Source organism: Spirosoma fluminis (assembly GCF_054778895.1).
The window spans coordinates 784483-798649 of record NZ_BAAGZD010000041.1 but is presented as its reverse complement, the minus strand read 5'-3'; the positions used below and the strand labels follow the sequence as shown (position 1 = coordinate 798649).

The following is a 14167-nucleotide window of genomic DNA, read 5'->3' as shown; positions in this document are numbered from 1 at the left end:
AGCTCCCGTAGCTTTTCGTGCGTACAGACACGTAGCGCCGATAAGTAATGACAACCTGGTCATCACTTATCGGCGCTACGTGTCTGTAAAAAGGTCGGCCTGGGTTGCGTAGGTTTGCAGGAGATCGCAAGCCGGACAGGCAAGTCACTTCATGGACGAGAATGGATCGTTGTTGCACGATGCAGCTGGTATACATACCAGACAAGCTGTAAACTTAAGTCGTTTATACGTTTTCTTTAATTAAATCTTGGTTCCTCCAGGGATCTACACTGAGTGTGATTACTACGTCATTTTATGGGATAATTAAGCGATTGGGAAAATTGCAGAAACTACCTTTCAATCAACATTGAATTGGTTAAGTAATAGGATTTATTGAAAATAGATAAATTTTTTGGTTTAAAAAGCTGCCTATTGACTACTGCACCCTGCTACTTATCCATTGATTAATTGGATATAATTGAGCTTATGGCCTTAAGTAGATTTGCATAAATGAGGCTAAAAATTGAACTATTCATATTACCTATTTAACTCATAGAGTAATTGTATAAGCTGGTATTTATTAGGAGCAGTATATTTTATACCTGAAGAGTGCAAGAGCTAATTTAGTGATATAATAAAAATTATTACTAAGAGTTTATAAAAATAAAATATAGTTACTTTAAAAGTACATTAAGTTAACTATACGATTTGCGATCAGCTTCCTTCCTATTGTATAGCGGCAAGCTAAATACATACCTTTCATAGTTAATTTTCTGGCCGGAATGGGCTGTAAGCAGATACCTCGCTCGGCAGAAATACTCCTCCGTAACGACTTCATAAAATTACCACGCTGACGTTAAAACGCCGTTTGGCCAGTATAGTAAGCCGTCAGGTCTGTTGTCACTATCAACTAAAAACTGATAACCAATTTGCAGCTTCATGACAAAAGCATGGGACTTGATGTCGGCAACAAGAAGCAAGAATACAATACGTAAAATGACAACTAACAAGACAAGTGAACGCCTGAAGTTCGGGTTAATGCTGGGAGTAATCGTGATCTGGGCTGCATCACTGGAAGGCTGTACGTCGGCGAAACGGCTGGCGTATTTTCAGGGGGCTGAAGTCGGCGACGATACCGTAGCGATACCCGAACCCTTTATTCCTACTATCAAAAAAGGTGATGTTTTATCAGTTCAGGTCAGCAGTTTAAATCCCGAAGCGTCGGTGTTCTTCAATCCGGTCTCTATGGCTGACAACAGTACGGTTGCCAGCCAGAACAATCCGCTCGTCCGGACGTCGGGCTACTTGGTCGCCAATGACGGAACTATTAAAGTGCCCTTGATTGGTCAGGTGAATGTGCTGGATATGACCACCGCTCAGGCAGGTGATTTTATCAGCAGTAAACTCAAAACCTTCCTGAAAGAACCCACCGTTACGGTACGTAATCTGAACTTCAGAATTTCCGTACTGGGCGAAGTCTCGCGTCCGGCCCTGTTCACGATCCCTAATGAGCGGATCACCATTCCCGAAGCGCTGGGACTGGCTGGTGATCTGACCGTGTACGGCCGTCGCGACAACGTACTCGTGATCCGGGAAGAAGGGGGTAAGCGCATCTTTAGCCGCATTGACCTGACGCGCCGGGATGCGTTTCGGTCGCCTTATTACTCGCTTCACCCCAACGACATTATTTACGTGGAACCGGGTAAAGCGCGGGCTACGAGTGTCGATCGGGCGTATCAGTTTGCGCCGATTGTCACCGGAATCCTCTCACTGGTCGCCATCATCGTAACTCGTCGGTAAACATCTCAACTCTCAACGTTATCCTTAATTGATATGGCTGCAAAATCTGCCTCTTCTTACGTCCCCTATCAGGTTATCGAGCCGGGTACGCCTACCGTAAAGGCTCATATCGTGCCTTATCTGCAAAAGTGGCCGTGGTACGTGCTCTGCCTGATCCTGTCGCTGGCGGGCGCTTATGTGTATCTGCTGTATAAACAGCCCATCTACCGGATTCAGGCCAGCCTGATGCTCCAGGATGAAAAGAAAGGTACTGGGCAAACCAATCCGCTGAAGGAACTGGAAGTATACACCCCCAAAAAGATGGTGGAAAACGAACTTGAAGTGCTTCGTTCGTCGACACTGATGAAGCGGGTGGTTCGGAACCTCCATCTGGAAACGCGTTATTTCCAGCAGACCGAATACGGAAAACGGGAAATCTACACGGAATCGCCGGTTATCCTTCTCGTTGAAGAAGCCAACCGGGAGTTGTACAAAAAGCCGCTCGAACTCGCTTTTGTAAACAGCCAGACCGCGCGGATCAACGGCATAGCGTATCCGCTCAACAAAAGCATTCACACGCCCTACGGCAAGTTACGGGTACTGACGCGCAAAGAAGTTGGGGCGAAGTCGGAGCCGTTGATTGTGCAGGCGATGCCCGAATCGGCAGCGGTAGGTACGTATCTCGGTAATCTGAAAGCCGAGCCGACCAGCAAAACCTCGACCGTGGTGCACCTGACCCTCGATGATGCCGTGCCCGAAAAAGGCGAAGCCATCCTGAACAGCCTGATTAACGAATACAATCAGGCCGCCATTCTGGATAAGAACAAAGTAGCTGCCAATACGCTGCGGTTTATCGAAGATCGGCTGCGGATGGTTTCCGGTGAACTGGCTTCGGTTGAGCGAAACGTAGAAACGTACAAGTCGAGCCAGGGCATTACCAATCTGGGCGAACAGGCGCAGGCTTTCCTGCAAACGACGCAGCAAAACGACGCTCAGCTCAACCAGGTGACGATTCAGCTGGCCGTTCTGGACGATTTGCAGCGGTTCATTACCGACCAGTCCGATAAGCGCGGCAGCACGCCAGCTACCGTCGGACTCAATGATCCGGGCTTACTGAACCAAATCGACAAACTGTCGCAGCTGGAGTTACAGCGCGATCAACTGGCGCAGACGACCTCGGAAGAAAACCCCCTGCTTCTGTCACTGGATAAGCAGATCCGGGCGACAAAGAGCAACATCGGGTTGAATATTAAGACGATGAAGTCGATGCTGACCAGTTCACAGAAACACTATACGGCTCAGAACGAGAAACTGGAAGGCATCATCCGGACTATTCCGCGGCAGGAGCGGTCACTGATGGACATTACGCGCCAGCAATCGATCAAAAACAATCTGTATACATATCTGCTTCAGAAACGCGAAGAAATGGCGGTAACCTTCGCAGCGGCCATCTCAGACAGTCGCACGATTGATGCGGCTCAGAGCAGCATTGCTCCGGTGAAGCCCGTGGGCGTGGTCATCTATGCCTTGTTTGCCCTGGTAGGTCTGCTGATTCCGACCGGTGCCATAGCGGGTAAGGGGGCGCTGAATACGCGGGTTATGCGTCGTCATGATGTGGAGGAAGTAACCCAGGTGCCTATTTTGGGAGAGGTGATGAACAAACGGCAGCGCGACGTACTGGTGGTGGCTCCGCAGAGTCGTTCGGTCATTGCCGAGCAGATCCGAACCATCCGCACCAATCTACATACGGGTATGATCGACGGTGAGCAAAGTCAGGTGATTTTGTTTACCTCAAGCATCAGTGGCGAAGGCAAGTCGTTCCTGGCCCAGAACCTGGGTGCCAGTCTGGCTCTGTTACGTCAGCCGACGGTCATCCTGGAAATGGACCTGCGTATGCCGAAGCTGCACCAGGCCTTTAAAGTCGACAATTCCGTTGGACTGAGTGATTACCTGAACGACGAAGCTACATTGAGCGACATTCTTAAACCGATTCCGGGGCAGCCTAACTATTTCCTGATTCCGAGCGGACCATTGCCCGAAAATCCTTCGGAGCTGCTCAGCGGGGCTAACGTAAAAAACCTGATTCAGACATTACGTGAACAATTCCGGTACATCATTATCGATGCCCCTCCGGTCGGTATTGTAACGGATGCGCAGGTCGTTGCTCCGCTGGCCGACTCAACGTTGTTCGTTGTGCGGCATGGCGTTACGCCCAAAAACTGCCTCAAGATGCTGGACACCCTGCACCGCGAACAGCGCTTCCAGAACCTGAACGTCATTCTGAATGCCGTGGGAGGAAATGATGCCTATCATTTCAATACTAGCTACAAAAACAGCTACTCGTACAAATAACCGCTCACGTAATGAGACTGGGTAGTATCGTCGTAGCAAAGTCGTACGATTTGCCGCCCATAACTGGTAATCCAATGCAAGTATCTACTAATAATGAAACGGTTCAGTTTTACCTGAGCCATGAGACCGAAGCAAGGCCGTTTGCGGCTAAGCGTAGCGTTTCGGATTGGCGGAAGCGGGCGTTCGATCTGGCGGTATCTGGTTTGGTAACGGTCACTGTTTTAGTATGGTTAATTCCAATACTAGGTCTATTGATTGTAGCTAGCTCGCCGGGTCCGATCTTGTTTGTTCAGCTCCGTACAGGCCGGAACGGGCGCCCGTTCCGCTGCCTGAAGTTTCGCACCATGACCTACGACCGCAACGCCGAATTTCGGCAGGCGGTCAGAAACGATATGCGCATTACGCGCATCGGCCGGTTTCTCCGGAAAACGAATCTCGATGAGATGCCCCAGTTCCTGAACGTCCTGACGGGGCACATGAGCGTTGTGGGCCCGCGTCCGCATCCGCTTCCGCTCGATGCGCAGCACTGGCACACCTTGCCTGGCTACAAAGAACGGTACGTGGTCAAGCCGGGCATTACGGGCCTGGCGCAGGCCCGCGGAGCCAGGGGCGAAACGGGGGAAGTGTATAAGATGGTACAGCGCGTTCGCTACGATCACCTGTACATCCGTCGGCAGTCGACGCGGCTCGATGCTACCATCTGCTGGTGGACGGTCAAGGCCGCGTTAAATGGCAACAAAAACGCCTGGTAATCTTCTCAACGACTCATAAACTCAACGCCATGACTAAAGTATTGCAAGTCGAACTCTTCGATCAGGGGCTGGATGCCGCCGTTCAGGGCATAATCAGGCAGTGTGCATTACCTGTTGCGCAGCAAAGCAAATGCATCAGCGCGACTGACGCTCACGGTCTGGTTACGGCCACCCGAAATCCGGAGTTCAAACAGTTGCTGGATTCCTTTTACTGGGTGTTGCCGGATGGCATGCCCAGTGTCTGGCTCGGTCGCCTGAAGGGAGCTAAAGCTATGACCCGCTGCTACGGTCCCGATCTGTTCAAGCAGGTATTTCAGGCCAGTGTCCCGACCAGCATCAAGCATTTTTTATGCGGGGGGAATGAAGGCGTCGCCGATCAGTTAAAGGCTGCCGTAGGCCATAAATTTGGCAACTACCAGGTTGTCGGTACGTATTGCCCGCCGTTTCGGGAGCTGTCGGACGAAGAGGTCAGGGCTCTGGCCGATCAAATCAACCGCTCCGGTGCCGACATCGTCTGGCTGGGGCTCGGCTCCCCAAAGCAGGAGCGGTTTGCCCGTCGGCTGGCGAAATGGACGAAGACGCACTTCATTATCACCGTAGGGGCCGCCTTCGATTTCCATACCGACCGGGTAGCGCAGGCACCGGCCTGGATGCAGAAGCTGTCGCTGGAATGGTGTTTTCGACTGATGGTGGAGCCCCGGCGGCTTTACAAACGGTACCTGAAGGTCGTGCCGCTGTTCATTCTGTTCAACCTGAAAGAAGCGCTGTTGCCCGTCCGGCACTCGGCGCAGGCCCGGGCTTGAACCCGCGGTCGGATATATACCGACATGTTACCAGCCGGGAAACAATCTTAACGTAACACGACGAATTTACATGGTCAGCAAAAATACTCTTTCGGGTCCATCACCGATTTTATCCCGGTCGGTGATGAAACGGTTCGCCATCAACGTAGCCTCCCTGTTCAGCGTCCACGTAGCCAATATGCTCCTGCCGCTGCTGACGGTGCCTTACGTGGTGCGGATCATTGGACCCGAGCGATTAGGGCTGCTTAATTTTTCGCAGGCCTACATTGCGTATTTCACTCTACTGATCAACTACGGATTCGATACCGCAGCGGTACGGATCATTGCGGCCAATCGGGACGATAAACAACTGGTAGACAAGGTGTTCAGCGAAGTCGTCGCGGGTAAAGCGTTACTGTGGGTAGTGTCGACGCTGCTGTTCAGTGGACTGTCATTTGCTATTCCTGAGTTTCGGGCCAACCTGTGGCTGCATATCTGCACGTATATCAGTTGCATTGGCGTCGTGCTGTTTCCGGTCTGGCTGTACCAGGCGATGGAAGACCTGGGGCGGGTGGCGGTTTTTAATACGGTCGTTAAAGTCCTGTTTACGCTGACTGTGTTTGTCGTAATCCGGCAGCCTCAGGATTACGTCTACCAAAATCTGTCGCTTAGTATCGCGCAGGTGCTGGTGAGCGTTGTCGCGTTCGTTGTGGCTATCCGACGCTTTTCGCTGACGTTTCGCTGGCCGAGCGCCGGGCAACTGATCACTCGATTTCGGGATGACAGTACGTTGTTCTTTACCTCGGTCGTAGCAACGGTGTATGCTGGTTCCAATATCTTTCTGCTGGGCTTGTTTTCGACTGCCTACAGCGTCGGCATTTTCGCGGCCGGGACCCGAATTGCCGGTATTGTGCAGGCGTTTGTTTCGCTCGCGATTAACCAGGCCTTTTTTCCAATTGTCGCCAATGCGTTCGGGCAGAGTCGGGAGCAGGGGCTGAAGATCGTCCGGACCATCTTTTTCCCGGTCGTCTTTTGCATGACCATCGTTTCCGTCGGTCTGTGGATTATCGCGCCATACTTCATTGCGCTTTTTTACGGAGATAAGTTTCAGGAAGCGGTTCTGGTGCTGCGCATTGTATCGCTTTTACCCATCACGCTGGGACTCAACAATCTGCTGGGCGTGCACACCATGCTAAGCCTGCGCATGGACAAGGCGTTTTTCCGGATTTCGGCGGTGGCTTCAGTGCTGAGCCTGCTGCTCAATATGCTGCTGATTCAAAAGCTCGGCCACGTTGGCGTTGCCTGCTCCTGGATTATCACCGAAGTCTACGTCATCATCGCCTTTTACGTATACCTGCGCTCGAAAGGTATAGAAATTATAAAACGAGACAGTTTACGAGAGGCCGTCGCCTTCAGCAAAGAGCGGTTCTCAATGCTGATCAATCGATAAAATAGCCGGCAACTACGTACTGGAACAGCATCCGGGACGTAACACTCGGCAACTAACACGAGATTAAGACCATGAAAATTCTGATTGCAACCTTTCTGGTACCAACGTCGCCCTCTGGGGTCGTCACGGCCTACAAAGCGCTGGCGAACGATCTGGTAGGCGAGGGGCAGGATGTGCATGTCGTCGACTCCTCCGATACGCCTGCGCTCTGGCGGAAAGCACTGGGCGTGCTGAAACGGATCATGCGCCCGCTGGGCGGAGCCGCTTCAGTTATCTACGACGAGTTTGCCTATTTCACGGGTTTGTATCTGGCCGTACGGAAGCGTAAAGCAATTGGGTTCGATGTGATTCATGCGCAGGACGTTCGGTCGGGCGTGGCTGCCTATCTGGCTTTGGGTCGGCAAGTGCCTGTGGTACTGACCTGCCATTATAACGGCGATCCGGTAACCGAATTAGTGACTCATTTTAACCTGAAACCCTGGTTTACGCGGCAACTGACGGCCTGGTATGCGTACCTGTTCGCGCACATTGAGCATTACGTATTTCCGTCGAATTATTCGTATGTAAAGTCAAAACACTTATTGCCCGGCTCCATCCATAAGCTGGTTCTGTACAACACAATCAACCGGAAGATGCTGACCGGCCTGAAAAGCCGGGAGGCTTCCGATCGGGTGCTGATCAGTAATGTAGGGTACATTGACGAGCGTAAGAATCAAAAGCTGCTGATTCAGATAGGTCATGAGCTTCGCAGGCGGGGTATTGTCAACTTCGCCATCTGGCTGATTGGCGACGGACCCAAACGGGCCGAATACGAGGGGCTGGTCGAGGAGTATGGATTGACGGAACAGGTCAAATTCTACGGTCGCCAGGCGACTCCCTGGCAGTTGGTCGCGCAGTCGGATCTGTACGTCCATACGTCTCTGAACGACAACTGCCCCTATTCGATCGTCGAGGCCATGGCGGTTAAAACACCCGTGCTGGCTCTGCCGGTGGGCGGAATCCCCGAAATGCTGCCGGAACAGTATGGCCCCCTGCGGGGAACGGACGTAAGTGACATTACGAGCGAGGTCATCGGGTATTTCGATCCGGAAAAGCGGACTGGCCTAATGAGGGCGCAATCCGTCCATGCCGATCAGCTATTCAATCACCGGAAAGCACTTGACCAACTGATGTCTTTTTATCAATACGCCTTACAACGTACCACCGAACCGGCAACCGCCTACCAGGGCCAGCCAACCGGCGACATGCTCAACCCGTTATGATAGCCTGGATCTACCGCATACTCCTGTTCGTTCTGCTGTTTGGCATCAGCCCAATTGCGTTTGGGGGAAACCAGACCCACGCCCTGCTCGACAAAGTCGTTAATCTGGCGGCCCTGGTCGGCATGCCCGCGCTGGTGCTGTGCTACTTCCGGTTTCCGGGCTTATACAAAGTGGTGAGCTGGCTGTTGCTGCTGGGTGTCATTCTGCTGGTGCTGGAGTCGAAATACGAATACAATCAATACGTGTACTCGTACTTTGTCATCAAGCGCTTCGTGTATTGCGGGCTGGCCATGAGTGCGTTCTTCGTGGCCGCCCGCGCCGAGCCCTTTAAGCTGAAATACATTGTATACCTCATTTTCGCGTTCTACTTCCTTAATCAGATTGTACTGGGCAATATTTTCAGTTACAACCTGACGTCCGAGAGTCGCACAACCAGCGCGTTCGAAGCCCTGTACCTGGTTATTCCGTTTTTGTATTACCTGGTTAACTACCTAAAAGAGCACAAGATTGTCGACCTGTTGATTGGCTTGGCCACCTTCGGGTTCATCGTGTTTCTGCTGCACCGCTCGGTCATTACAGCCGCCGTTGGGGCGGCTGGCATCGTGGTCGGTCTGTCGATGGTCGGTAAGCTTTCGGCAACGAGCCTGCCGATTGGCCGCACCCTCGTTACGTTGACGCTGCTGGCTCTGATCATCGCGCCGACGTTTGGCCTGCTGCCTCAGAAGAAGATGGAGGCTTTCCTGGAGAATATCGGCGGTATTGTGTCGCCGAAAGAAGACGAAACGGGCAGCTGGCGCTACGAGCAATCCCAGTTTTACCTCAGTCTTATTCCCGACCGGCCCGTGCTGGGGTGGCGCTACGAAGGCTACGATCGGGGCGAAATTATGGAGAACGAAGATTTTCCGGAGAAGGGCACCATCATCCATTCGCAGTACATCGACATGCTCTACAACTACGGAGCTGTCGGTCTGGGGATTAACCTGCTGATTATTCTGGGTACGCTTATCACGATCTATCGCCGGAACCAGGCATTAACGACCGAACAAGTGGTGCTCTTTGGCTTTATCACCAGCGGCCTGGTGTTCGCGATTTCCTACCAGCTGCCTCCGTTTTTCTGGGGCTTCGTTGGGCTGGGTATGTATTACGGGCTCAACCCGCAGGCCAGTCAGGCGGAGCCGATCGAGACCGAGGACGCAGATAAACTTATCTATTCACTAGAGCCCGATGGGCTGTATAAACACCAAGCTGACGTATGATTACCATTGTTATTCCGGTTCACAATCGGTTAGCCTTCACCCGCCAGTGTCTGGGGTGTCTGTCGGTGCAGACGTACCGTAACTTTCAGATCATTATCGTCGACGACGGTTCCACGGATGGCACCGACGCCATGATCCGGGCCGAGTTTCCGGAAGTTATTGTTCTGAAAGGCGACGGAAATCTGTGGTGGACAGAAGCCACCAACTGGGGTGTCCGGTACGCGCTCGAGAGGCAGGACCGTCGGCAGGAGAACTTTGTCCTGACGTTGAACGACGATACGCGGGTTGAGCCTGATTACCTGCAAACCATGCTGGACGCCTATCAGCAGCACCAGCCATGTTTGGTCGGGTCGGTGAGTGTCAACAGCGACGAGCCAACCAAGCTGGAGTACGCCGGTACATCGCATGAACTTTATACGGCCAGCGGCAAGCACCTGGCCGCAGCCTACAACTTCAGTTACCCGCAACTCCTCCGGCAGACCGACTATGTCGAGTCCGATTCGCTGCCCGGCCGGGGAACGCTGATTCCAGTACGTGTATTCGAGGAAGTGGGGCTGTTCGATTCCAAAAACTACATTCATTACATGGCTGACATTGAGTTTTCGGTGCGAGCCCACAAGGCTGGGTACCGCCTGATCGTCAATGCGCGGAGTTTGGTATACGAATACATCACCGCCACCGGGATTCAGGTGGAGCGGAAGATTACGCTGAAAGAGTTTATCAATGGCTTTACGTCGGTGAAATCGCCGACGAACCTGCGGGTTCGCTACAACTTCGCCATTGATCACTCCAAAACGAAGATCATTTACTTCTTCTTTGATGTCGCTCGCATCTGCGCTGGCTTTATGCTGCGTAAGGCCCGGCTGATGAAACCCCTTTAGGTTATGAAAAAAGTCTTGCTGTCGGCTTACGCCTGTATTCCTAACCACGGTTCCGAGCAACGTACCGGATGGACATTCGCGACTACACTAAGCCGGAACGGGCTTGAGGTGCATTGCCTGACACTGATTGATGGCAAAGAAGCCATTGAGCCGGTGCTGGACGATGGTTTCTATCCGAACCTGACCGTTCATTACGTTACGGTGCCGGAATGGGTAGATCGTTTTTGCCACAAAGGGCTGATCGGTATGTATTTTCATTACCTGTACTGGCAGTGGAAAGCATATCTGGCAGCCCGTCAGCTCGACCGTACGCACCGCTTCGATCTGGTACACCACGTTACGTATGGCAGTATTCAGCTGGGCAGTTTCATGTATAAGCTGGGCAAACCCTTCATCTTCGGCCCCGTTGGCGGAGGGCAGCGGGCACCTAAAGTTCTGAAACGATACTTCGGAAAACACTGGACCCGGGAGTGGATGCGCGACTGGGTCAGTATTTTGTTGCAATACACGAATCCGGGTTTCTATAAGGCGGTCAGCACGGCCGATCGAGTGGTCGTAACGAATACCGATACGTATAAACTGGCGCGTCGCCTGCGGCCTACGCTGCCCATTGATCGAATCTGGGATGCTGGGCTGGGCGCTGCTTTTCTACCCCCACACCCCATCGATCACCCCGCTGGCGATACCCTGAAACTCTTGTGGGTAGGGCGTTTGCTGCCCCGCAAGGCCCTCGAACTAACCATCCAGGCGCTGGGTAAGGTTGATCGTCGCATTCCGGTAACGTTGACGGTTGTTGGCGGGCAGGGTGAAATGGCCGAACACGTACCGCAGTACATCGAACGCTACCAGGTTGCCGACCGGGTGAACTGGGCAGGCCACGTCACCTTTCAGGAGACAAAGGCTTTTTATGAGCAATCGGATGTCTTTTTCTTTACCAGCCTCCGCGATTCCTGCCCGCACCAGTTACTTGAAGCCATGGCTTATTCGCTGCCGGTGGTAACGCTGGATCTGCACGGACAAGCGGAATTGGTCTCCGAACAAAGGGGCATTAAAGTGCCCGTAGCGGACGAAGAACGAGTTGTGGCCGATTTAGCAAAAGCGATTGAGTGGATGTACACGCATCCCGAGGAACGGCAGACAATGGGGAAAGCAGGCTATGCCTTCGCCAAATCGCTGGTGTGGGAAACGAAGATCAAAACGTTCATCGATGAGCTGTATCCGGCTCTGTTGACCGAAGTCCCCGACGAAGCCGTCGTTAAAGCGTAATCCAAAACATAAATCAGACATAATGTATATTGGTGTATTAGCTTCGATTGCAACCGACGATCTGCTCCCCGACCTATCCCGGCAGCGGGTCGGCCGCTGTCCTAAAGGGCGGGGCGGAGCGCCCTTGATCAGTAATCTGGTTAAGGAATACGTTGCCCGCGGTCATCGGGTGCTTGCCATCACTATGGATGATGAGCTGGCTGATGACGAACCTCCGTTTGTCCATCAGGAAGGGCTGCTCACGTATATTGTGATCCCCTGCCGAAAACACACCTTTCGATTTAATGGCAAACGGCCCGGCCGCACGGCTGATTTCTACCAGTTTGAGCGGAAGCAGATTTCAGCGCTCCTGCAGCAGTATAAGCCCGACGTTGTACACGCTCACTGGACGTATGAGTTCGCCGTAGCCGCTCTGGCGTATAATCCGAATGCCCTCATTACGGTGCACGATAATGCGCTGACGATTCTGAAATATGTACGGACGCTGAACCGGCTGTTTCTGACGATTATGGCCCATTACGTATTCAGGAAAGGACGCCGGTTTACGGCCGTTTCGCCGTACATGGCGGAGTCGATTGGCAACTGGGCTTCCCAACGGGCGCTGGTTGTGCCGAATCCGGTGGAAATACCCGAGCAGTCGAGCGTGCGGTCGCTATCGGCCCGGCCTGTTATTACTACCGTAGTCAATGGATGGGACGACCGGAAAAACTGCATCAATGCGCTGCTGGCATTCAGGCGAATTCAGCAACTGCATCCCGAGGCCGTTCTGTGGGGTATCGGAACCGCTTTTGTTCCCGACGGAGAAGCGGCCGCGTTTTGCGAGAAGTATCAAATCGAAAACGTCATTTTTTACGGCACCATGCCGCACGCTGATGTTCTCCGGAAAATCGCCCAGAGTACCGTATTGCTCCACACCTCGCTGGAAGAGTCGTTTGGCATGGTGCTGGTAGAAGCTATGAGTTACGGCGTACCCGTGGTGGCAGGCATATACAGTGGTGCCGTGCCCTGGGTAGTGCAGGATGCCGGCCTGCTGGTGGACGTAACAAATGTGGATGACATCGTCAAGGCTACCCATCGGCTGCTGGCCAGTCCGGAGCTTTACGAGCAGCTCTCGGAAAAGTCGATACAACTCGTTGCCGAACGGTTTCCGATTCAGGTCGTGGCCGATCAATACCTCGAACTTTATCAGATGCAGAACGTGGCCTGATCAACCACCGGCATCGCTCCCTGATTGAAATCTGAGCGCCTGTGTCGCTTAGTGCTTAGTGACGAAGACCGCTTTTACCGCGGTTGCTTACTGCCCAGGTCGGCACCCGTAAAATACAGCTCTCAGACAACCTGATATCAACGTTAAATTATGAAAACTAAGGAAACCGTAGCCGCTGTAGTCGTTACGTATAATCGGCTTGCCGATTTAAAGCTGTGCCTGGATAGTCTACTGCGACAGACGCACAAGCTGGACGGTATCGTCGTTGTCAACAATGGCAGCACCGACGGAACGGATACATGGCTGGCTCAACAGCCCGACCTGACGGTGATGACGCAGGCGAATCTGGGCGGTGCAGGGGGCTTTGCAACCGGTATCGACACGGCCGCGCAAGCTGGTTATGACTGGCTATGGTGCATGGACGACGATTGTCTGGCTACGCCCACTGCTCTTGAGGAATTAATGAACTCGCCGAATATTGGCCCCTGCATTAAGAACTCCGTATCCATCAGCAGCAAGGACAGCGACGAGCTGGCTTTTTACGTCGACCGGCCCAATCGCCAGTACCGGAAGGTGACCGACATGACTTCGGTCGATCTGGTATACGGCGTAGCCTCCTTCTTCAATGGTACGCTCATCAGTTCGGAAGTCGTTAAACACATTGGCATACCCGACAAGAAACTATTTATCTGGGGCGATGAGGTTGAATACATGACGCGGGCCCAGAAAATGCATTATCCCGTCGTGACGGTGCCCCGATCGGTGTTTTACCATCCGCCCTCCTTCGATCGGAATGGTATTCCGTGGCCGGGTGCCTGGAAACAGTACTACGCCGTACGTAACCAGCGCCGGGTGTTTCAGAACATCCACGGCAGTAAATACGGCATATTCGTGTTTCTGCGCTGGTCGGTACGTGCTACACTGGAACAGATCATTGCCCGGCGAAAAAATCGGTTCTACAACTTCCTGATTTTTAGCGAGGCTTCACTCGACAGCCTGTTCAACAACTTCCGGAAACGGCCGGAGAGTATTTACACGGTGCGGCTGTACAAGCTGCTGAATAAGTAAGCGCAGGATTGCCGCGCTGAACAGGCTGGCCGAATGCGGGCCGTTCTGGGGACAGATCCGCCCGTTCCTTATAAATACCGAGGCCGGAAAATCAACGGGTAAGGTAACTCCACCTTCATCATTACGCTACATG

11 protein-coding genes are annotated in these 14167 nt (G+C 52.8%); all 11 read left to right on the top strand.

What is annotated here, in order from left to right:
• Window positions 1-975: 975 nt before the first annotated feature.
• Complete coding sequence (locus ACYVBJ_RS25250) at window positions 976-1779, top strand: polysaccharide biosynthesis/export family protein (protein WP_460985064.1); 804 nt, start codon at window positions 976-978, stop codon at window positions 1777-1779.
• Between the two features lie 33 nt (window positions 1780-1812).
• Complete coding sequence (locus ACYVBJ_RS25245) at window positions 1813-4110, top strand: GumC family protein (protein WP_460985063.1); 2298 nt, start codon at window positions 1813-1815, stop codon at window positions 4108-4110.
• A 74-nt stretch (window positions 4111-4184) separates the two neighbouring features.
• A complete protein-coding gene (locus ACYVBJ_RS25240) occupies window positions 4185-4862 on the top strand; it encodes a sugar transferase (RefSeq protein ID WP_460985062.1) in 678 nt (225 codons plus the stop codon).
• A gap of 29 nt (window positions 4863-4891) precedes the next feature.
• Window positions 4892-5665 carry a WecB/TagA/CpsF family glycosyltransferase gene (locus tag ACYVBJ_RS25235; protein WP_460985061.1) on the top strand — a complete coding sequence of 258 codons (774 nt, stop codon included), beginning with the start codon at window positions 4892-4894 and terminating at the stop codon, window positions 5663-5665.
• A gap of 70 nt (window positions 5666-5735) precedes the next feature.
• Window positions 5736-7094, top strand: a complete 1359-nt coding sequence (locus tag ACYVBJ_RS25230) for a flippase (RefSeq protein ID WP_460985060.1) — start codon at window positions 5736-5738, stop codon at window positions 7092-7094.
• Between the two features lie 71 nt (window positions 7095-7165).
• Window positions 7166-8356 (top strand): glycosyltransferase family 4 protein, encoded by a 1191-nt coding sequence (locus ACYVBJ_RS25225; protein WP_460985059.1) that lies wholly within the window; start codon window positions 7166-7168, stop codon window positions 8354-8356.
• Complete coding sequence (locus tag ACYVBJ_RS25220; RefSeq protein WP_460985058.1) at window positions 8353-9612, top strand: O-antigen ligase family protein; 1260 nt, start codon at window positions 8353-8355, stop codon at window positions 9610-9612. The genes ACYVBJ_RS25225 and ACYVBJ_RS25220 overlap by 4 nt, the downstream gene beginning before the upstream one ends.
• Window positions 9609-10493: a glycosyltransferase family 2 protein gene (locus tag ACYVBJ_RS25215; RefSeq protein WP_460985057.1), complete on the top strand. Its 885-nt coding sequence runs from the start codon at window positions 9609-9611 to the stop codon at window positions 10491-10493. The genes ACYVBJ_RS25220 and ACYVBJ_RS25215 overlap by 4 nt, the downstream gene beginning before the upstream one ends.
• Before the next feature lie 3 nt (window positions 10494-10496).
• Window positions 10497-11759 carry a glycosyltransferase family 4 protein gene (locus ACYVBJ_RS25210; protein WP_460985056.1) on the top strand — a complete coding sequence of 421 codons (1263 nt, stop codon included), beginning with the start codon at window positions 10497-10499 and terminating at the stop codon, window positions 11757-11759.
• 22 nt (window positions 11760-11781) lie between these two features.
• Window positions 11782-12966: a glycosyltransferase family 4 protein gene (locus tag ACYVBJ_RS25205; RefSeq protein WP_460985055.1), complete on the top strand. Its 1185-nt coding sequence runs from the start codon at window positions 11782-11784 to the stop codon at window positions 12964-12966.
• 150 nt (window positions 12967-13116) lie between these two features.
• Window positions 13117-14034 (top strand): glycosyltransferase family 2 protein, encoded by a 918-nt coding sequence (locus ACYVBJ_RS25200; protein WP_460985054.1) that lies wholly within the window; start codon window positions 13117-13119, stop codon window positions 14032-14034.
• Window positions 14035-14167 lie beyond the last annotated feature (133 nt).

Coding starts and splice junctions, on each gene's coding strand:
- ACYVBJ_RS25250 (WP_460985064.1), top strand. CDS start 976: ATGACAACTAACAAGACAAGTGAACGCCTGAAGTTCGGGTTAATGCTG.
- ACYVBJ_RS25245 (WP_460985063.1), top strand. CDS start 1,813: ATGGCTGCAAAATCTGCCTCTTCTTACGTCCCCTATCAGGTTATCGAG.
- ACYVBJ_RS25240 (WP_460985062.1), top strand. CDS start 4,185: ATGCAAGTATCTACTAATAATGAAACGGTTCAGTTTTACCTGAGCCAT.
- ACYVBJ_RS25235 (WP_460985061.1), top strand. CDS start 4,892: ATGACTAAAGTATTGCAAGTCGAACTCTTCGATCAGGGGCTGGATGCC.
- ACYVBJ_RS25230 (WP_460985060.1), top strand. CDS start 5,736: ATGGTCAGCAAAAATACTCTTTCGGGTCCATCACCGATTTTATCCCGG.
- ACYVBJ_RS25225 (WP_460985059.1), top strand. CDS start 7,166: ATGAAAATTCTGATTGCAACCTTTCTGGTACCAACGTCGCCCTCTGGG.
- ACYVBJ_RS25220 (WP_460985058.1), top strand. CDS start 8,353: ATGATAGCCTGGATCTACCGCATACTCCTGTTCGTTCTGCTGTTTGGC.
- ACYVBJ_RS25215 (WP_460985057.1), top strand. CDS start 9,609: ATGATTACCATTGTTATTCCGGTTCACAATCGGTTAGCCTTCACCCGC.
- ACYVBJ_RS25210 (WP_460985056.1), top strand. CDS start 10,497: ATGAAAAAAGTCTTGCTGTCGGCTTACGCCTGTATTCCTAACCACGGT.
- ACYVBJ_RS25205 (WP_460985055.1), top strand. CDS start 11,782: ATGTATATTGGTGTATTAGCTTCGATTGCAACCGACGATCTGCTCCCC.
- ACYVBJ_RS25200 (WP_460985054.1), top strand. CDS start 13,117: ATGAAAACTAAGGAAACCGTAGCCGCTGTAGTCGTTACGTATAATCGG.